Origin of the sequence: Mesorhizobium sp. ES1-4, assembly GCF_020164745.1 — a bacterium.
In the GTDB taxonomy this organism is placed as follows: domain Bacteria; phylum Pseudomonadota; class Alphaproteobacteria; order Rhizobiales; family Rhizobiaceae; genus Mesorhizobium.
Genome location: NZ_JAIUGV010000006.1, coordinates 41,912 through 60,302, shown reverse-complemented (window position 1 = coordinate 60,302; position 18,391 = coordinate 41,912). Strand labels below are relative to the sequence as shown.

The following is an 18,391-nucleotide window of genomic DNA, read 5'->3' as shown; positions in this document are numbered from 1 at the left end:
TCACGACCTCTTCAGCTTGGGGTCGAGGGCGTCGCGCAGGCCGTCGCCGATCAGGTTGATGGCGAAGACGGTGATCAGGATGGCAAGGCCCGGGAAGGTCACCACCCACCAGGCGCGCAGGATGAACTCGCGCGCTTCGGCGAGCATCGTGCCCCATTCAGGCGTCGGCGGCTGCGCGCCCATGCCGAGGAAGCCAAGGGCGGCGGCCTCGAGGATGGCGTTGGAGAAGGACAGCGTCGCCTGCACGATCAGCGGGGCGACGCAGTTGGGCAGGATGGTCACCAGCATCAGCCTGAGATGGCTGGCGCCGGCGACCTTGGCCGAGACGACATATTCGCGGGTCTTCTCCGCCATCACGGCGGCGCGGGTGAGCCTGGCGAAGTGCGGCTGCAGCACGAAGGCGATGGCGATCATGGCATTGACGAGGCCGGGGCCAAGCACCGCGACCAGCACCAGAGCCAGCAGCAGCGACGGGAAGGCCAGGATGATATCCATGATGCGCATGATCAGCGTGTCGACCCAGCCACGGCAGTAGCCGGCGAGCAGGCCGAGGATGACGCCGGAGATCAGCGCGGTGGTGACGACAACGAAGCCGATGGCGAGCGAGAAGCGCGAGCCGTAGATCAGGCGTGAAAGCATATCGCGGCCGACGGCGTCGGTGCCGAGCAGGAACTGCGCGTTGCCGCCCTCCTGCCAGGCCGGCGGCGTCAGGAAGAAGTCACGGAACTGATCATCCGGAGAATGCGGTGCGAGCAGCGGCGCGAAGATGGCGACCAGGATCAGCAGGGCGAAGACGAAGAGGCCGATCACCGCGCCCTTGTTGATCGAGAAATAGTGCCAGAACTCGGCGAACATCTGAAGGCGCGCGTCCTGCGGCTTGGCGACGGTCGCGGCTTCGATTGTGGCTGGGCCTTCATTGGTCATGTCAATTCGCCCGGATACGCGGGTTGATGACGGCGTAGAGCACGTCGACGATAAGGTTCACCGACATGACGATCAGCGCGATCAAAAGCAACCCGCCCTGCACGGTGAAATAGTCGCGCTTGGAAATGGCGTCGATCATCCATTTGCCGATGCCGGGCCAGGAGAAGATGCTCTCGGTCAGAATGGCGCCGGTCAGGAGCGTGCCGACCTGCAGGCCGATGGTGGTGACGACAGGGATCAGCGCGTTGCGGAACGCATGCAGGCCGACGACGCGGAAAGGGGTCAAGCCCTTGGCGCGCGCGGTGCGCACATAGTCCTCACCAAGCACCTCGAGCATGGCCGAACGCGTCTGCCGGGCGATGACCGCAAGGGGAATGGTGCCGAGCACGATGGTGGGCAGGATGAGGTGCGACACCGCCGAGCGGAAGGCGCCCTTCTGGCCCGAGATAAGGGAGTCGATGGTCATGAAGCCGGTGACCGGCTTGAAAAAATAGAGAAGGTCGATGCGGCCCGAGACCGGCGTCCAGTGCAGCATGCCGGAAAACACGATGATCAGCAGCAGGCCCCACCAGAAGATCGGCATGGAATAGCCGGCAAGCGCGGTGCCCATGGTCAGCTGGTCGAACCAGGAACCACGGCGGATCGCGGCGAAAATGCCGAAAGCGACGCCGAAGACGACGGCGAAGATCATGGCGAAGATGGCGAGTTCGACCGTCGCCGGGAACCGTACCAGGAAATCCCTGAGCACCGGCGTCTTGGTCGAAAACGAGGTGCCGAAATCGCCGCCGAGGATGTTGGTCAGATAGGTCAGATACTGTTGCCAGATCGGCTGGTCGAACCCGAACTGGTGCATCAGCGCCGTGTGACGTTCGGGCGACAGGCCACGTTCGCCCGCAAGCACCAGCACCGGATCACCGGGCAGGATGCGCACGAAGCCGAAGGCGAGGATGGTTATCCCGATGAAGGTCGGGATGATGAGGGCGAGCTTGCCGAGGATATAACGCAGCATGGCGGGCGAGGTGGGGCGGCACCTTTTGGCGCCGCCCCGTTTCGCGAACCTTATTCGGCGATATCGACGCCGTCAAAGCGGTGGATGCCGAGCGGATCCATCGCAAAGCCGGAGACGGTCTTCTGCATCGGCATGAACACCTTGGAGTGGGCGAGCGTCGCCCACGGTGCCTGCTCCTTGAAGATGACTTGTGCCTGTTCGTAGAGCTTGGTGCGCTCGGCCTGGTCGGAAACCGTCTTGGCCTTGTTGATGAGCGCATCGAAGTCCTTGTTGCACCATTCCGCACGGTTGTTGGAACCGACGGAAGCGCAGCTCAGGAGCACGCCGAGGAAATTGTCCGGATCGCCATTGTCGCCGGTCCAGCCGACGATGACGGCGCCGTCGTGATCGACCGCCGAAGCGCGCTTGAGATATTCACCCCAGTCATAGCTGACGATGTTGACGGTGACGCCGACCTTGGCGAAGTCGGCCTGGATCAGTTCGGCGGTGCGGCGCGCGTTCGGCATGTACGGCCGCGAGACCGGCATCGCCCAGACGTTCATTTTGAGGTCCTTGACGCCGGCTTCCGCGAGCAGCTTCTTGGCCGCGTCCGGATCGTACGGATCGTCCTTGATGTTCTTGTTGTAGGACCACATGGTCGGCGGGATCGGGTTGATCGCCACCTGGCCGGCGCCCTGGAACACGGCGTCGATGATGGCCTTCTTGTTGATGGCCATGTTGAGCGCCTTGCGGACGCGCACGTCGTCGAACGGCTTCTGCTGGGTGTTGTACATCAGCGCGCCGACGTTCAGGCCTTCCTGCTCCGCAACCGTCAGGTTCGGATCAGCCTGCAGGCCGGCGATGTCGGCCGGCGCCGGGTAGGACATGATGTTGCATTCGCCGGCCTTGAGCTTCTGCGCGCGGACCGCCGGATCGGTGGTGATGGCGAAGACCAGATCGTCGATCTTCTGCTTGCCGCCCCAATAGTCCGGGTTGGCCTTGTAGCGGATTGCGGCATCGGTCTGGTAGTCGACGAAGATGAACGGGCCGGTGCCGACGGGCTTCTGGTTGAACAGCTCAGGCGTCTTGTCGGCCTGCAGCTTGTCGGCATATTCCTTCGAGACGACCGAGGCAAAATCCATGCCCAGCGTCGGGATGAAGGTGATCGCCGGTTCCTTGAGGGTGAACTTCACGGTCAGGTCGTCGACCTTCTCGACCTTGGTGATGTTGTCGCCAAACTGGTCGTTGTAATACTGATAGGCGATGCCCGGTATGTACTGGAACCAGGGACCGTTCTTGTCGACCTGGCGCTCGAAGGAGAACACGACGTCGTCGGCGTTCATGTCGCGCGTCGGGGTAAAATAGTCGGTGGGCGCGAACTTGACGCCCTTGCGCAGCTTGAAGGTGTATTCCTTGCCGTCGTCGGAAATCGTCCAGCTCTCAGCCAGCCCGGGCGAGATCGAGGTCTTGCCGTGATCGAATTCGACGAGGCGGTTGAAAACGGTACGCGAGGACGCATCGAACGTCTGTCCGGCGGTGTACGGCGCCGGATCGAAACCTTCTGGCGACGCCTCCGCGCAATAGACCAGAGTTTTCGCGTTGGCCACGCCGCCCAGGACGCTTGCAGCCAGCAACGCGGCTGCAAAAGTCAATTTCTTCTTCATTGAGCACTCCCTGATGTTCTTCCAAGCCCCTCTATCAGGCTCGCGAAGCGCGCATATAAGCACCGTTTTTCCAGCTTTGGAACACCCCGTTTGCTTACCCCGCGGGAAGCAGGAAAAAAATCCGCCATTTCGTTAAATGGCAGAAAAAATTAGCAGTTTTTTCTATTCACGTTATTATTAACGACTGCAATTTTTTTGTTGATCCGCGCGTCGGCGGCACGGGGGTCCGGTCCCTTCGCCACTCGGCCGCGAACGCGGAAGATGCCCGTTCCAGGTGCTGCCGCCGGCAAGGATTTTCGGCGGCAAATCTTTCGGCGTCTTGCCGCAGGGGCAAGGCTTGCACCACCGCCGATAGAGGCAATACATAGATGGACAACTCGCGGCAGCGGAGGACGTCTCCCTCAATCCGGAGGCGGCGCGGCACGGGCCAACGAGATACAGGCGAGCAGGGTTGTCGAGGAGGAACGGGTGGCAAAAGCATCTAAGGCGCCGGTGAAGGCGCCGGCCAAGGCGGTCTCGAAACTATCCGCCGGTGCGGATGGGCAAGGCAAGGCCGCGGGCAAAGCCACGACCGCGAAGGCGGCCAAACCCGCCAGGAATACCCCAAAGGCAAAAGCAGCGGCCCCCGCCGGGACCGCCAAGAAGCCGGCGACAAAGGCCACGGCGGCAAAAGCCTCGGCAACCAAGGCAGAACCGGGCAAGGCTAAACCGGGCAAGGCCGCGGCGACGAAGAGTTCGCCAGCGGCAAAGACGGCACCGGTCTCGAAGCCGGCGGCCGCAACCAGCCAGCGGCTGCCGAAGGCGCTCACCGAACTTGCCGCCGGGCTGCCGAAAAAGCCATGGCTCAACAGCTATCCCAAGAACATGCCGGCCGAGATCGACGCCCTTCCCTACAATTCCATCGGCGACTTCCTCGTTGGCGCCTGCAAGCAGTTCGCCGGTCAGCCGGCTTTCACCTGCATGGGCAAGTCCATTACCTACGCGCAACTCGAACAGCTTTCGGAGGCCTTCGGTGCCTACCTGCAGTCCACCGGATTGCAGAAGGGCGCGCGCGTCGCCCTGATGATGCCGAACGTGCTGCAGTATCCCGTGGCGATGATGGCGGTGGCCCGCGCCGGCTTCACGGTGGTGAACGTCAATCCGCTCTACACGCCGCGCGAACTGGAGCATCAGCTCAAGGATTCCGGGGCGCAGGCCATCGTCATCCTCGAAAACTTCGCCAACACCTTGCAGGCGGTGGTCGCCAGGACCTCGGTCAAGCACGTCGTCGTCGCGGCCATGGGCGACATGCTCGGCGGCCTGAAGGGCTCGATCGTCAATCTGGTGGTGCGCCGCGTCAAGAAAATGGTGCCGGCCTGGTCATTGCCCAGCCATGTCAAGTTCAATGCGGCCCTGAAGGCTGGCCGCGGCATGGCTTTCAAGCCGGCCGCGGTGGCCGCCAGTGACGTCGCCTTCCTGCAATATACCGGCGGCACCACCGGTATCTCGAAAGGCGCGACCCTCCTGCACAGCAATGTACTGGCCAACGTCGCGCAGAACTCGCTGTGGCTGCAGGACGCCTACACCGTCAAGCCAAAGCCTGCGCATCTCAACCTGGTCTGCGCATTGCCGCTCTACCACATCTTCGCGCTGACGGTGAACGCGCTGATGGGCATGCAAATGGGAGGACAGAACATACTGATCCCCAATCCGCGCGACATCCCCGGCTTCGTCAAGGAAATGGGCAAATATCCGATCCATATCTTTCCGGGCCTCAACACGCTGTTCAATGCGCTGCTCAACAATGAGGACTTCCGCAAGCTCGACTTCAAGCCGCTGCTGCTGACCCTGGGTGGCGGCATGGCGGTACAGAAGGGCGTTGCCGAGCGCTGGAAAGCCCTGACCGGTTGCCCCATCAGCGAAGGCTATGGCCTTTCGGAGACCTCGCCGGTGGCGACGGCCAACAAGTTCAGTTCGGGCGACTTCACCGGCACCATCGGCCTGCCGCTGCCCTCGACCGAAATCGCCATCCGCGACGACGATGGCAACAACGTGCCGCTGGGCGAGGTCGGCGAGATCTGCATCAAGGGGCCGCAGGTTATGGCCGGTTACTGGAACCGGCCGGACGAGACCGCAGGGGTGATGACCAAGGATGGTTTCTTCAAATCGGGCGACATGGGCTTCATGGACGAGCGCGGCTACACAAAGATCGTCGACCGCAAGAAGGACATGATCCTCGTCTCCGGCTTCAACGTCTATCCGACCGAACTCGAGGAGGTCGTGGCGCTGCATCCAGGCGTGCTCGAAGTGGCCGCGATCGGCGTGCCGGACGAGCATTCCGGCGAAGTGCCGAAGCTGTTCATCGTCAAGAAGGATCCGGCCCTGACCGCCGAAGCCATCACCGCTTTTTGCCGGGAGAACCTGACCGGCTACAAGCGGCCCAAATATATCGAGTTCAGGACCGAATTGCCGAAGACGCCAGTGGGCAAGATCCTGCGCCGGGCTTTGCGCGAATAGTGGGTGACGATACGATCGACGACGAGGTGCTCGGCAACGGTTTTCCGGACAGGCGCCAACGGCTCGATCCGGCGGAGTTCATCAAGGCGAACATGCGCCTTGTGCCGGTGCCCTCGGTGCCCGAAATCCGGCTTTACAGCGCCCACCCAGGCAGCGGGTTGAGGCGCCTCGTCGACCCACAAGACGACGAAGATGCCGACGAGGGCATGCCGGAAGCGCAACCGCCTTACTGGGCTTATGCGTGGGCCGGCGGCGCCGTGCTGGCGCGCCATATCCTCGACCATCCGCAGATCGTGGCGGGCCGGCGCGTGCTCGACCTCGGCGCCGGCTCCGGCATTGTCGGCATTGCCGCCGCGAAGGCCGGCGCGCGTGAGGTGATAGCCGCCGAGATCGACCGCAACGGCGTTGCCGCGATCGCGCTGAACGCAGCGGCCAATGGCGTCGCGATCACGATAATCGGGAACGACATCACCACGGGGCCGGCGCCCGCCGTGGATCTGGTGCTCGCAGGCGACGTGTTCTACTCCAGCGAGGTTGCCCTGCGGGTTATTCCGTTCCTCGATCGCTGCCTGGTAGCCGGCATCGAGGTGCTGATCGGCGACCCCCGCCGCAGTGACCTGCCGCTGTCCCGATTGCGGCTACTCGCCGAATATCAGGTGCCGGATTTCGGCGATACGAAGGGTGCTGCAAGCAAGCCGAGCGGGGTGTTTTCGTTCGAGGCGAAATAGTCCAGCGGTAGGGCGACGACCAAAGCCAAATCGCTGGAACGGCCGGGGTTCGACGCGATGCTCGCTTACGTCCAACATGAACGACCGCTTTGCGCCTGTTGCTGGCGCTCGTCTCTAAGCGGACGTGAAGCGTTTCCGCTTGACCGATCGCAAACCGCAAGATCGGTCGAGCGCATTGTGGCCACGGGGACTAGATAAGACTGCCACGGAGCAAGGAACGATGGACGCAGCGCTTCAAAACTACCATGCCCGAATGCAGCGGGTGTTGGACTATATAGACGGGCATCTTGACGGTGACCTGCAACTGGAAACGGTTAGCCGCGTCGCGGCCTTTTCCAAATTTCATTTCCACCGGCAGTTTACGGCGACCTTTGGATTGTCCGTGCATCGCTACGTCCAGCTTGCCCGCATGAAGCGTGCTTCGCACCGGCTGGCCTCGAAGGAGGCCCAGAGCGTCACGGATATAGCGCTGGATGCCGGCTACGATGCACCGGATTCTTTCGCCCGCGCATTTCGGCAACGGTTCGAGCAATCGCCTTCGTCGTTCCGGAAGTCGCCCGATTGGGCGTCGTGGCTTGCGGCCTTCGGGCCTTTCGACAATGCAAGGAACAAACTCATGCAGATTATCTATGACCACGACGACGTAACGATCCGCAACATGCCCCCCACGCCGGTGGCGATCATGGAGCACCGGGGCGATCGGGTAGCGTTTGGAGGCACCAGTCAGCGGTTCAGGGCCTGGCGCAAGGCCGCTGGCCTGTCGCCCGAGACAAGCCCCACCTTCATGATCTTCCGTTCCGAAAGGCAACCCGCTATCCCGGCTGAGTACAGCGTGGACCTCTGTATTGGGACCGATCAGCCGATCGAAGCGAATGACGCCCAGATGAGGGCGGGGGTGATCCCCGGTGGACGATGCGCCGTGCTGCGCGTCGCCAACGGCGCTTCCAACAATCTCGAGCCCGCCGCGCTCTATCTTTATCGTGACTGGCTTCCGGCCAGCGGCGAGGAGGCGCGTGACTTCCCGATGTATAGCCAACGACGACTTTCCCTCCTGCCGGACGTGCCGATGCATGAAGTGATCGCGGAACTATTTCTGCCGCTGAAATGATGCTCGGATCGTAGCTTCTTGCTTCCGGCCGCAAGCATCGAGGTCAACGGCGACGATGCGGCAGGCCCGCCGGTCACCCACCTTTGAGGACAGCCGCCGCGGTATCTCCCGAAAGGAAGTAGATATTTTTCATGGCGCGATCCGTTCGGCCTCGGCCCGACGTCTAGCTTGATAGTAACGCCGATTCCCGTTCGAAGGAGAGTTGAAGATGGAAAACCTAGCCTTGCGACAAGACGCCACAACGCTGGTGAACGTGCTGACCTGTGCACCGGCTGATCAGAACGTCCTGCTCGCCCTGCTTCGCGAAAACATGGATCGCGTGATTGCAACTCTGGACGGCTGGGTTTCGAGCAGTCTTGTTGCGAGCGCCGACGGATCGCGGGTCATCATTGTGTCGCAGTGGCGCGATGCCGACGCGGTCAAGGGCATGCAGTCGGATGAGCGCATGCTCGCCTACTTTCCAAGGATCAAGGCGCTCGCCACCTTCGAATCGACAGTGGGTGTCGTTGTGCACGCGCGCGCAGCCTGAGGGGGCGACAATGAGCAGGCTGGAGAACAAGCGGACAATCGTGACGGGCGGCAGCACCGGGATCGGCCTCGAGATGGTTCGATCGCTCGTCGGAAAGGGCGCGGAAGTGACCGCGATCGCAAGACATGATGACAAGCTCGCCGCGGCACGGGATGCCGGTGCGCGAAGCATCGCGGGCGATGCGACCGACGCTGCCCTGATGGCCCGCGCGATTGAGGATCTCGATCCCGACATCCTGGTCCTCAATGCAGGCGCGCGCCTCGCGGCCAAGAGGTTGGACCATCAGAATTGGGAGGACTTTTCGGCGATCTGGAACACCGACGTAAAGGCGACCTTCGTCGGTATCCAGGCCGCGTTGGACAAGCCGTTGCGGCCGGGCTCGCGCGTGCTGGTCACATCGAGCGGTGCAGCCATGGTGATGAGTCTGCCGGCGATACGGCCGGAGCACCTGCGAATGTCCGGCGGCTATGTCGGTGCCAAGCGCATGGTCTGGTTCATGGCGCATCAGGCCAACGCGGTTTCCCGCGAACGCGACCTCGGTATCCGTTTTCAGGTCCTTGTGCCGTCGCAACTCATGGCCGGCACCGAACTTGGCTGCACCGTCGCGGCGGCATATGCCGAGGCCGAGGGGATCACGATCGACGAGCATATTCTTGGGCGCTATGGCTCCCATCTTACGCCGGAACAGGTCGGACGGCAGGTCGCCGAACTGCTCGGTGACCCCGCTTACGGAACCGGTGTGGCCTACGGCATTCGCGCCGACGTACAGCCCATTCCGCTCGATTGAGGCGGCCTAATGACCGGCCAGCACGAACTCGAAAAGCTGCTGTCGACGATGCGGCCGAGGCTGCATCGATACTGCGCGAGGATGGTCGGTTCGACCATTGACGCCGAGGATATCGTGCAGGGTGCCTACCTGAAGGCGGTGACCGCCTGGGGCGGCGAAATCTTGGCCATCCCTGAGGGCTGGCTGTTCCGTATCGCGCACAACACGGCGCACGATTTCTTGCGCCATCGACGTCGCGCGCCGACGTTCGAGAACTTGGAGGATGTGGAGATGACCGCGACGTTCCCGTCGCCTGATCCGCAGGTCGCAGCTGCATCGATCCAAACCTTCATGCGGCTTCCGCCGCTCCAGCGCAGCGTCGTCGTCATGAAGGACGCGCTCGGTCATTCGTTGGAGGAAATCGCCGAGGTCAACGGCGTGAGCGCCCCGGTGGCAAAATCGGCACTGCAGCGAGCGCGCGCCGCCCTTCGTGCGTTCGTCGAAGAACCGGAGGATATCGAGCTGCCGACCCTGCCCGACGAGATGAAGAAGCGCCTCGCCGCCTATGTCGACGGCTTCAGAAACGGCGGCTTCGACGCGGTGCGCGCCACGCTTGCCGAGGACGTGCGGCTTGATCTCGTTTCGAAGCTGACCAGGGATGGAAAACTGAAATCGGCGAATATTACGGCCGCTACGCGGCGTGCGAACAATGGGCATTTGAAGCCGGGTTGGTCGAAGGGCGCCCCGCAATGCTGGTCTACGATCGCGAAGTATCGCTCGACCAACCAGCCTACTTTGTCGCGCTGTCGTTCAGCGGTGGAAAGGTCGTGTCGATCCACGACTTCCTGTTCGCGCGTTATGCGATCGAAGGCGTGCGGATGCGGCGATTGCGGAACCCGTGAGAAGCGCCCTCCATGGAGGGAAAGGCGAAAATGACGGCAATATCGCAGCCGGAAAAGGGGAAAATGGCGTCCGAGGTGGCCGCCGTGAAATGCAAAGGAGACGAATGATGACCTTTGATGTGAAAGTCCGAGAGCGGATACTCAAACCCGTCCGCGACGTTTTCGATGCCGTGGTCGATCCGGCCAGGATGGCCAATTATTTCATCAGCGGCGCGAGCGGCCCGATCGAGGAGGGCGCTCATGTGACATGGGAATTCGCCGATGTCGACGCGAAGGTGGCTATCTATGTCCTAACCGTGAAGAACAACAGCGAGATTGTCTACGAATCGACGGCACTCGGCCAGTTGCTGCGCACGACGATCGAATTCGAAGCGGACGGGGGTAACGCGACGGTCGTTACGGTCACCGATTCGAGTTTTGAACTGAACGAAGACGGTGTGAAGCTCGCGCTCGGCCAGAATGCGGGATGGACCTACACGCTTTGCGCTCTGAAGGCCTATCTGCAGTTCGGCGTCAATCTTCGTACCGGCCTGAACAAGCGCTTGACGGACGTTTCCTAGACCTCATGCCATGACTGCCCGTGCGCAACCCAGGAGACGTGAAATGTCAGCTCCCCATCACTTCGCATTTGATCTGCGCGACAAGGTCGCGATCGTCGCGGGCGGCTCTCGCGGCATCGGCCGAGCCATCTCAGAACGCTTGGGGCGGGAGGGCGCTGCAGTCGTCGTCAACTACGTTTCGAACGATGCGGCCGCGAACGACACGGTTCGGACAATCGCGGAAGGCGAAGGCAAGGCGCTCGCGGTGAAGGCTGATATGTCTCGTGTCGAGGAAATCCAGCGCCTGTTTGACGAAGCCGAGACCGCCTTTGGAGGGATTGACATCGTCGTCGCGAACGCGGCCACGGCAGTTATCAAGCCATTCGTCGAATTCACCGAAGACGATTACGACCACGTGTTCAACATCAACGCCAAGGGCGTCTTCTTCATCGTCCAGGAGGCAGCAAAGCGCCTGCGGAACGGCGGTCGCATCATCGTCACGTCGACCGGCGGCGTGAGAATGCTACCGGGCAACGCTCTCTACCTGGCGAGCAAGGGAACCATCGAACAACTCGTCCGCACCGTGGCGCAGGAGCTCGGACCGCGCACCATCACCGTCAACGCGATACTTCCAGGCTATACGAAAACGGACCTCTTGCCGGAGCGCGATAGCCGCGTGGCAGCCGAGGCATCACCGTTCAAGCGAATTGGCGAACCTGAGGATGTGGCGGACGTCGCCCTCTTTTTGGCGAGCAATGAAGCGCGGTGGATCACGGGGCAGGAACTCGGCGCAGGCGGAGGCGCGTTCTAGGCTCAAGGCTTGTTTTCCGAGCCAGAAGATGACTATCGCGGCGATGCGATTGAAAGGACGTTCCATGAGAAAACGCAGCATCAATTCGCCTGAAGCGCCCGTAGCGTCCGGGGATTATGCGCAGGCCAGAAAGTTTTCGCGACCAAGCTTTGCTTGCGTGGCGCAACGTCGAGGCACAGCTCTTGGCGGCAGATATGGGCCTGGAAAACATCGTAAAGCATACGACTTTTTTGAGCGATCGACGTTATCGGCAGATCAATTCGGAAGTGCGACGGGAGGTATTGGGCGATCAAGAAGCTGCTCTAACCGTGGTTATTGCTGGCATCTATGATGAATCGTGGCTTCTCGAAATAGAGGCTATTGCGGTAGCGTAAACCTAAATCAAACTGGCTCACAGACAGTCGCTTCTATCGAGCTGAATGTCTGCTCACTCGCTTCTGATGGTGGAACTTGTCCGTCAGATCCCGGCTATCTCGGCCATCGATGGCAAAGTGCCTTTTGCCCCCTTCCTGATCAAACGGTCTCCTTGACCCGCGCCGACAGGAAATCCGGCAGATCGGCAACCGAATCCAGGATGACGTCGGCGATCTCGGCCAGCGACTCGCGCGTGCCGGTGCCGGAAAGCACGCCGACCGCGAGGCCGCAGCCGCCGGAGCGCGCCATTTCGAGATCGTGCCTGTTATCGCCGACCATGGCGATTTCCGCCGGCTTCAGCCCGGTAAGATCGCAAAAGGCCTGGATGGTGTCGGGGGCGGGCTTGGGGTTCGCCACTGCGTCATAACCGTAGGCGGCGTCGAACAGTTGCGCGACGCCAAGCGTGACCAGGGTCTTCTCGGCGCCGCTGGTCGAATCGTTGGTGGCGACGCCGAGCCGGTAGGATCGCTTGTGCAGCAGCGCCAGCGTGTCGACGACGCCGGGCAGCGCCACCGCCATCGCCGAGCCCTGCACCGAGGTGATCTGGTTGAAGCGGGCGACGGCCAGCATCTGGTCTTCGTTCGAGAGCCGCGGAAACCACAGTTCGACAACGTCGAGATTGGTGCCGGAGGCAAAGATGGAGTCGGGCTTGAAGCGCCGGTTGGCGAAATCGAAGCCCGCGGCCGAGAGCAGCCTGTCGGCCTTCCAGCGGTCGCCATCGGATGCATCCATGGCCATGAAGTCGGCGACGCCAAGCCAGGTCGCGTTGAAGTCGACAAGTGTCCCATCCTTATCGAACAATATCCCCTTGATATCTGCCAAACCCTTTACTCCGAACCACGCAATTGGTGGATGCATTCCACAAGGCCTCTTGTCGAAGCGTCCCGATTTGCGGCGCTTTCCCTGCCTTCCACGACAGGCAGCAGGCCGGTCGCCAATTCCTTGCCGAGTTCGACGCCCCACTGGTCGAAGGAATTGATGTTGAACAGCGTTCCCTCGACGAAGACACGATGTTCGTAGAGCGCGATCAGCCGACCGAGGGTGCGCGGGTCGAGCTTGCGGTAGAGGATGGTCATCGAGGGCCGGTTGCCGGAGAAGACGCGGTGCGGCGCGATGCGATCGACGTCGGCAGGCTTCATGCCCTTGGCCAGCATCTGCGCGCGCGCCTCCTCCAGCGTGCGGCCCTTCATCAAGGCTTCCGATTGCGCCAGGCAGTTGGCGAGCAGCAGGTCATGCTGATGCTTGAGATCAGGCTCGTGGCCGACCGCGGCGGCAAGGAACTCGACCGGAATCAGATCGGTGCCCTGGTGCAGGAGTTGGAAGAAGGCGTGCTGCCCGTTGGTGCCTGGCTCGCCCCAGACCAGCGGCCCGGTCGGCGTCGTCACCGGCGTGCCGTCAAGGGTGACGCTCTTGCCGTTCGATTCCATGTCCAGTTGTTGCAGATAGGCCGGCAGCCTGGACAGGCGCTGGTCGTAGGGGATGACCGCGCGGGCCGGATAGCCGCAGATCACGCGGTGCCACCAGCCGACAAGCCCCAGAAGCGCCGGCAAATTCTCAGGCAACGGCGCGGTGCGGAAATGTTCGTCCATCTCGTGCGCGCCGTCGAGAAAAGCGCGGAAATTCCGCGGGCCGACGGCGATCATGACCGGCAGGCCGATGGCGCCCCACAGCGAATAGCGGCCACCGACCCAGTCCCAGAAGCCGAAGACGCGATCCTGCTCGATGCCGAACCTGGCCACGAGATCAAGCGCGGTCGAGACGGCGGCGAAATGCTTGCCGACGGCTTCCTTGCCGAGCGCCTCCTGCACCCATTTGCGGGCCGTCTCGGCATTGGTCATCGTCTCGACCGTGGTGAAGGTCTTGGAGGCGATGATGAACAGCGTGGTTTCGGCGGACAGCCCCTTCAGCGTGTCGTGGATATGAGCGCCATCGATGTTGGAGACGTAATGCGCGCGCGGTCCGTCATGATAGGGGGCGAGCGCCAGCGTCGCCATGGCCGGGCCGAGGTCGGAGCCGCCGATGCCGATGTTGACGATGTCGGTGATCTTCTTGCCGGTGGCGCCGGTCGCCTTGCCGGAACGGACGGCGTCGGCGAAGGCGCCCATCGCATCAAGCACGGAAATGACATCCGCCTTGACGTCCTGGCCGTCGACCGTGACGCCCTTGCCGCTGAGGTTGCGCAGCGCGGTGTGCAGAACGGCGCGGTCTTCGGTGACGTTGATCTTCTCGCCGGCGAACATGGCGGCGCGGCGGCCTTCGAGATCGGCGGCGACGGCCAGCTTTGCCAGGAGATCCATGGTCGCCGCGTCGACGGCGCATTTCGACCAGTCGAGCAGCAGGTCACCATCGGTGGCGGAGAATGTCTTGAACCGCTGCGGATCGTCGGCGAAGACCTGGCGCATGCTGGCGGGCGCCGCGGCGCGATGGTCGCGCAGGGCGGCAAGTTGTTTCTGGAAGGCTGACTGATCCACTGGCGGGGACTCCTGGCGTTTTGGACGCACCATATCAGACCGGATGTTTCCGGCACGTGTCGTCGCGCCGAAACTATTGAGCCGAATTCCATCCGGTCAATACGTGGCGATGACGCAGCGCATCACGATGCAATGACACAATGTATCGAGCAGGGCGATCGGGCAGCGAGGGCCGCGCCATATTTCGAGCTTGAAGGATCACTGGCATAAATCCCAAAGATCAGAAAAATTGATTGGCGCAACCCCTTATGCCACGGGTACGTTCGGCTGGTCCAGCCAAGCAGAAAAGGCTGGCCATCGAGGAACATCTTCCATGCCACAGAGAAACGACACGGCGATATGGTCCGGCCTGTTCCGGATTTCGGCTGAATCCGGACAGACTTTGCAGGCGCAAATCCGCCAAGCCATCGTGGCCGCGATTCTCGACCGCCAGATCGCCGCTTCGATGCCGCTCCCTTCCTGCCGGATCCTGGCCGAAAAACTCGGAGTGGCGCGTGGCACCGTGGTGCTGGCCTTCCAGCAACTCGTCGACCAGGGTTTTCTGGTGGCGCGCGAGCGGCGCGGCCATTTCGTCAATCCGGACGTGCTGGCGACACCCGCCAAGCCGCACCAGAAGGCGCCCGACCAGGCCAACGAAATCGACTGGAAGGCACGCCGGCAGATCGCTGCCAGCGACATGCCGCCACCGGCCAAGCACGAGAACTGGATCAAGTCGTCCTATCCCTTCGTCTACGGCCAGTTCGACCCGGCACTGTTCCCGACCGCCGAGTGGCGCGAGTGCAACCGCATGGCGCTGGCCGTGCTGGAAATCCGCAACTGGGCGTCCGACATGGTCGACCGCGACGATCCGCTGCTGATCGAGCAGATCCAGGCGCGGCTGCTGCCCAGGCGCGGCATCTTCGCCAATCCCGACGAAATCATCGTCACGTTGGGCGCCCAGAACGCGCTCTACATGCTGGCTTCGCTGCTGATGACCAAGGGCTCGAAGGTGGCGATGGAGGATCCAGGCTACCCCGACGCGCGCTCCATCTTCCGCCTCGCGGGTGCCGACATCCAACCGGTGCCGGTCGACCAGTCCGGCATCGTAACGTCCTCAATTCCCAACGATTCCGGCTTCGTGTTCGTCACCCCCAGCCATCATTGCCCGACCATGGTGCCGTTGTCGGCGGAGCGGCGGCAGGACCTTCTGGCGCGCGCCAACCGGCACAACCAGATCATCATCGAGGACGGCTATGACAGCCAGCTTCTCGACGAGGCGCCGCAGCAGGCGCTGAAGAGCCTCGACCGCTCGGGCCGCGTCGTCTATGTCGGCTCGATGTCGAAGACGCTGGCCCCCGGCCTGCGGCTTGGCTATATCGTCGCCTCGGCTGGACTAATCGCCGAACTCAGGGCGCTGCGCCGTTTCATGCTGCGCCATCCGCCGGCCAACAATCAGCGCGCCGTGGCACTGTTCCTGTCGCTCGGCCATCACGAAGCGCTGGTCCGGCGGCTGTCGAGCGCCTTCGACGAACGGCGCAAGCGTCTGGTCCATGCGATTTCCGCTTTCCTGCCGGAATGGCGTTCGACGGACTCGGCCGGCGGTACGTCGCTATGGCTGGAAGGGCCACGGGGCACCGATTCGCGCGGTTTGGCCGAGGCCGCGGCCTCGCGCAGCGTCATCATCGAGCCGGGCGACCGCTTCTTCGACCGCACCGAAAAGCCTTCGCGTTTCATGCGGTTGGGCATTTCCTCGATCGCGCTGCAGCACATCGAGCCCGGCATCCGCGAACTGGCCACCGCCGCCGGCCGCAGGCCCGCCGCCGCCTGATTCCACTGACCGGAGCCGCGCAATGGCGGCTTCGGCTCCTTTAGCCCTGGCATATGCAACCGGACCGGCTGGCTCATAGGCTGTGCCAATGCCGGCGGCATAGTCGTGGCACAAAGGGGAAGAAGCAGCCGATGGTGGACCAACCGCCGCGCTGTTTCTCAGCAAAGGTGGAGTGCCTCCATGTCTGTGGTTCTTGAAAAGCAGGAAGCGGCGGCGGATCAACGCTCGCGTCGCTCCGGCGGACGCGAAGCGCGCCGCGCCATGCGGGCAGCGCCGCTGGCCGACGACATCAGGCCGGTGCGCGCCGGGCTCGAGGGCGGCAGCTACGGACCGCTCAAGGGCAGTGATCGGGAGCGCATCCACGAGGCGGTGCTGACGCTGCTGGAGACAGTCGGCTTCGCCAATGCCATCCCCTCCTGTATCGAGGCGCTGACCACGGCCGGCGCCACCTATGGCGACGATGGCCGCATCCGTTTCCCCCGCGCGCTGGTGCTCGATACGATCAAGAAGGCGGCACGCAATTTCACCTTGCACGGCCAGGATCCCAAACACGACATGGTGATCCAGGGCAAGCGCGTGCATTACGGCACCGCGGGAGCCGCCGTCCATCTGGTCGATGTCGAGAAGCGCGAATACCGCGAGTCGCTGCTGCAGGACATCTATGACGCCGCCCGCATCGTCGAAGGGCTCGACAACATTCATTTCTTCCAGCGGCCGATGGTGCCGCGCGACATTCCCGATCCGCTCGAGATGGACTTCAACACGCTCTATGCCTGCGTGATGGGCACATCCAAGCATGTCGGCACCTCGTTCACGGTGCGCGAGAACGTGCAGCCGGCACTCGAAATGCTCTATGCCATTGCCGGCGGCGAGGAGAATTTCCGCGCCCGGCCATTCGTGTCGAACTCGAATTGCTTCGTCGTGCCGCCGATGAAATTCGCGGAGGACGCCTGCGGCGTGCTCGAAGCCTGTGTCGAGGGCGGCATCCCGATTCTTTTGCTCTCCGCCGGCCAGGCCGGGGCGACCGCTCCGGCGGCGATTGCCGGCGCCGTGGTGCAGGCGGTGGCCGAAGTGCTGGCGGGCCTGGTCTATGTCAACGCCATCAAGCCGGGGCATCCGGCGATCTTCGGCACCTGGCCGTTCGTGTCGGACCTGCGCACCGGCGCCATGTCGGGCGGCTCCGCGGAGCAGGCCGTGCTGACCGCGGCCTGCGCCCAGATGGCGCAATATTACGACCTGCCGGGCGGTTCGGCCGCGGGCATGACGGATTCGAAGCTGCCCGACATCCAGTCCGGCTATGAGAAGGGCATCACCGATGTGATGGCCGGCCTTGCCGGGCTCAACCTGGTCTATGAATCGGCTGGCATGCATGCTTCGCTGCTCGGCTTCTGCCTCGAAAGCCTGATCATCGACAACGACATGCTCGGCCATTGCCTGCGCTGCGTGCGCGGCATCGAGGTGACCGACGAGGCGCTGTCGATCGACACCATCGCCGATGTCTGCCTGAGAGGCCCGGGTCACTATCTCGGCAACGAGCAGACGCTGCGGCTGATGCAGACGGAATATTTCTATCCCGCCGTCGGCGACCGGTTTTCGCCGAAGGAATGGAACGAGAAGGGCCGACCCGACATCCTGCAGCGGGCGATCATCGAGAAGAAGCGCGTCCTTGCCGAGCGTTTCCCGCGCCATGTGCCGAAATTGCTCGACGACAAACTGCGCGCCCGCTTCGGCGACATGATCAAGCTGCCACGCACCAATATGGGCGGATAAGCCGGGTTCCCGTCAAAAACCAGTTCAGTCGGCGCTCAACCTATAGCGCTCGACGACCTCGGCATTGATCAGCTTGGCGTGCAGCGTCATCAGCACGATCCGGGCGTCGAAACTGTCACCGGTCTCGACTGCGGCGTCGATACGGCGCTCCACGTCGAGCCGCTGCTGCGGACCATGCGAGCGTTCGAAGATTTCCGGGCCGGCGACGCAATAACTCAACAGCCGCGCCACGTCCGGATAGGCCTCTGGCGGCGGCTCGTCGGGCCAGCGGTCCTTCATCAGATTGACGAGAGTAAGTTTCACACCTTCCGGCACGAGGGCGGGGTGAAGGTCGGCGCCGCGCAAGGCGGTATCGAGCTGCCTCAGATCACCCGAGCGGCCGAACATTCCGAGGAAGCCGAGGGAAGAGCGTCGTTGCGCCATGAAGGTCCAATCCGTTTGCAACCACTTAGGTGGTTCACCGGCTGAATACAA

At 62.8% G+C, this 18,391-nt stretch carries 17 protein-coding genes; 11 read left to right on the top strand and 6 right to left on the bottom strand.

The window, feature by feature from the left end; genetic code table 11:
• The 3 genes from LB556_RS12995 to LB556_RS12985 form a co-directional block, all read right to left on the bottom strand.
• Positions 1–855: an ABC transporter permease subunit gene (locus tag LB556_RS12995; RefSeq protein WP_224568103.1), complete on the bottom strand. Its 855-nt coding sequence runs from the start codon at positions 853–855 to the stop codon at positions 1–3.
• 70 nt (positions 856–925) lie between these two features.
• Positions 926–1,933, bottom strand: a complete 1,008-nt coding sequence (locus LB556_RS12990; protein WP_224567605.1) for an ABC transporter permease subunit — start codon at positions 1,931–1,933, stop codon at positions 926–928.
• A gap of 50 nt (positions 1,934–1,983) precedes the next feature.
• A complete protein-coding gene (locus LB556_RS12985) occupies positions 1,984–3,576 on the bottom strand; it encodes an ABC transporter substrate-binding protein (RefSeq protein ID WP_224567603.1) in 1,593 nt (530 codons plus the stop codon).
• A 468-nt stretch (positions 3,577–4,044) separates the two neighbouring features.
• On the opposite strand from LB556_RS12985, the gene LB556_RS12980 reads away from it, so the two are divergent.
• The 9 genes from LB556_RS12980 (at position 4,045) to LB556_RS12940 (ending at position 11,829) form a co-directional block, all read left to right on the top strand.
• Positions 4,045–6,072 carry a long-chain fatty acid--CoA ligase gene (locus LB556_RS12980; RefSeq protein WP_318011282.1) on the top strand — a complete coding sequence of 676 codons (2,028 nt, stop codon included), beginning with the start codon at positions 4,045–4,047 and terminating at the stop codon, positions 6,070–6,072.
• 92 nt (positions 6,073–6,164) lie between these two features.
• The gene (locus tag LB556_RS12975; RefSeq protein WP_224568099.1) at positions 6,165–6,800 is read left to right on the top strand and encodes a class I SAM-dependent methyltransferase; all 636 of its coding nucleotides are present in this window, start codon (positions 6,165–6,167) and stop codon (positions 6,798–6,800) included.
• A 220-nt stretch (positions 6,801–7,020) separates the two neighbouring features.
• Positions 7,021–7,908, top strand: coding sequence for a GyrI-like domain-containing protein (locus tag LB556_RS12970; RefSeq protein ID WP_224567602.1), 888 nt, complete (start codon positions 7,021–7,023; stop codon positions 7,906–7,908).
• Positions 7,909–8,116: 208 nt separating this feature from the next.
• On the top strand, positions 8,117–8,437 hold the full coding sequence (locus tag LB556_RS12965) for an antibiotic biosynthesis monooxygenase (RefSeq protein ID WP_224567601.1): 321 nt from the start codon (positions 8,117–8,119) through the stop codon (positions 8,435–8,437).
• Between the two features lie 10 nt (positions 8,438–8,447).
• Positions 8,448–9,224 carry an SDR family NAD(P)-dependent oxidoreductase gene (locus LB556_RS12960; protein WP_224567600.1) on the top strand — a complete coding sequence of 259 codons (777 nt, stop codon included), beginning with the start codon at positions 8,448–8,450 and terminating at the stop codon, positions 9,222–9,224.
• Between the two features lie 9 nt (positions 9,225–9,233).
• Entirely contained in the window at positions 9,234–10,139 is a 906-nt protein-coding gene (locus tag LB556_RS12955; protein ID WP_224567599.1) for a sigma-70 family RNA polymerase sigma factor, read from the top strand.
• 70 nt (positions 10,140–10,209) lie between these two features.
• Positions 10,210–10,665, top strand: a complete 456-nt coding sequence (locus LB556_RS12950) for an SRPBCC domain-containing protein (RefSeq protein ID WP_224567598.1) — start codon at positions 10,210–10,212, stop codon at positions 10,663–10,665.
• Between the two features lie 43 nt (positions 10,666–10,708).
• Positions 10,709–11,455 carry a glucose 1-dehydrogenase gene (locus LB556_RS12945; protein WP_224567597.1) on the top strand — a complete coding sequence of 249 codons (747 nt, stop codon included), beginning with the start codon at positions 10,709–10,711 and terminating at the stop codon, positions 11,453–11,455.
• Between the two features lie 116 nt (positions 11,456–11,571).
• Entirely contained in the window at positions 11,572–11,829 is a 258-nt protein-coding gene (locus LB556_RS12940) for a RidA family protein (RefSeq protein ID WP_318011281.1), read from the top strand.
• A gap of 139 nt (positions 11,830–11,968) precedes the next feature.
• On the opposite strand, the gene LB556_RS12935 is transcribed toward LB556_RS12940, so the two are convergent.
• Together LB556_RS12935 and pgi are read right to left on the bottom strand one after the other, a co-directional pair.
• Complete coding sequence (locus LB556_RS12935) at positions 11,969–12,691, bottom strand: HAD family hydrolase (protein ID WP_224567596.1); 723 nt, start codon at positions 12,689–12,691, stop codon at positions 11,969–11,971.
• 5 nt (positions 12,692–12,696) lie between these two features.
• The gene (pgi, locus tag LB556_RS12930) at positions 12,697–14,340 is read right to left on the bottom strand and encodes a glucose-6-phosphate isomerase (protein WP_411908584.1); all 1,644 of its coding nucleotides are present in this window, start codon (positions 14,338–14,340) and stop codon (positions 12,697–12,699) included.
• A 313-nt stretch (positions 14,341–14,653) separates the two neighbouring features.
• Here pgi and LB556_RS12925 point away from each other — a divergent pair, with 313 nt between their 5' ends.
• Positions 14,654–16,147 carry a PLP-dependent aminotransferase family protein gene (locus LB556_RS12925; protein ID WP_140691141.1) on the top strand — a complete coding sequence of 498 codons (1,494 nt, stop codon included), beginning with the start codon at positions 14,654–14,656 and terminating at the stop codon, positions 16,145–16,147.
• Positions 16,148–16,327: 180 nt separating this feature from the next.
• Entirely contained in the window at positions 16,328–17,917 is a 1,590-nt protein-coding gene (locus LB556_RS12920; protein ID WP_224567594.1) for a trimethylamine methyltransferase family protein, read from the top strand.
• 24 nt (positions 17,918–17,941) lie between these two features.
• Here LB556_RS12920 and LB556_RS12915 read toward each other — a convergent pair whose 3' ends face one another.
• Complete coding sequence (locus LB556_RS12915; RefSeq protein ID WP_224567593.1) at positions 17,942–18,340, bottom strand: hypothetical protein; 399 nt, start codon at positions 18,338–18,340, stop codon at positions 17,942–17,944.
• Positions 18,341–18,391 lie beyond the last annotated feature (51 nt).

Coding starts and splice junctions, on each gene's coding strand:
- LB556_RS12995 (WP_224568103.1), bottom strand. CDS start 855: ATGTTCGCCGAGTTCTGGCACTATTTCTCGATCAACAAGGGCGCGGTG.
- LB556_RS12990 (WP_224567605.1), bottom strand. CDS start 1,933: ATGCTGCGTTATATCCTCGGCAAGCTCGCCCTCATCATCCCGACCTTC.
- LB556_RS12985 (WP_224567603.1), bottom strand. CDS start 3,576: ATGAAGAAGAAATTGACTTTTGCAGCCGCGTTGCTGGCTGCAAGCGTC.
- LB556_RS12975 (WP_224568099.1), top strand. CDS start 6,165: ATGCGCCTTGTGCCGGTGCCCTCGGTGCCCGAAATCCGGCTTTACAGC.
- LB556_RS12970 (WP_224567602.1), top strand. CDS start 7,021: ATGGACGCAGCGCTTCAAAACTACCATGCCCGAATGCAGCGGGTGTTG.
- LB556_RS12965 (WP_224567601.1), top strand. CDS start 8,117: ATGGAAAACCTAGCCTTGCGACAAGACGCCACAACGCTGGTGAACGTG.
- LB556_RS12960 (WP_224567600.1), top strand. CDS start 8,448: ATGAGCAGGCTGGAGAACAAGCGGACAATCGTGACGGGCGGCAGCACC.
- LB556_RS12955 (WP_224567599.1), top strand. CDS start 9,234: ATGACCGGCCAGCACGAACTCGAAAAGCTGCTGTCGACGATGCGGCCG.
- LB556_RS12950 (WP_224567598.1), top strand. CDS start 10,210: ATGATGACCTTTGATGTGAAAGTCCGAGAGCGGATACTCAAACCCGTC.
- LB556_RS12945 (WP_224567597.1), top strand. CDS start 10,709: ATGTCAGCTCCCCATCACTTCGCATTTGATCTGCGCGACAAGGTCGCG.
- LB556_RS12940 (WP_318011281.1), top strand. CDS start 11,572: ATGCGCAGGCCAGAAAGTTTTCGCGACCAAGCTTTGCTTGCGTGGCGC.
- LB556_RS12925 (WP_140691141.1), top strand. CDS start 14,654: ATGCCACAGAGAAACGACACGGCGATATGGTCCGGCCTGTTCCGGATT.
- LB556_RS12920 (WP_224567594.1), top strand. CDS start 16,328: ATGTCTGTGGTTCTTGAAAAGCAGGAAGCGGCGGCGGATCAACGCTCG.
- LB556_RS12915 (WP_224567593.1), bottom strand. CDS start 18,340: ATGGCGCAACGACGCTCTTCCCTCGGCTTCCTCGGAATGTTCGGCCGC.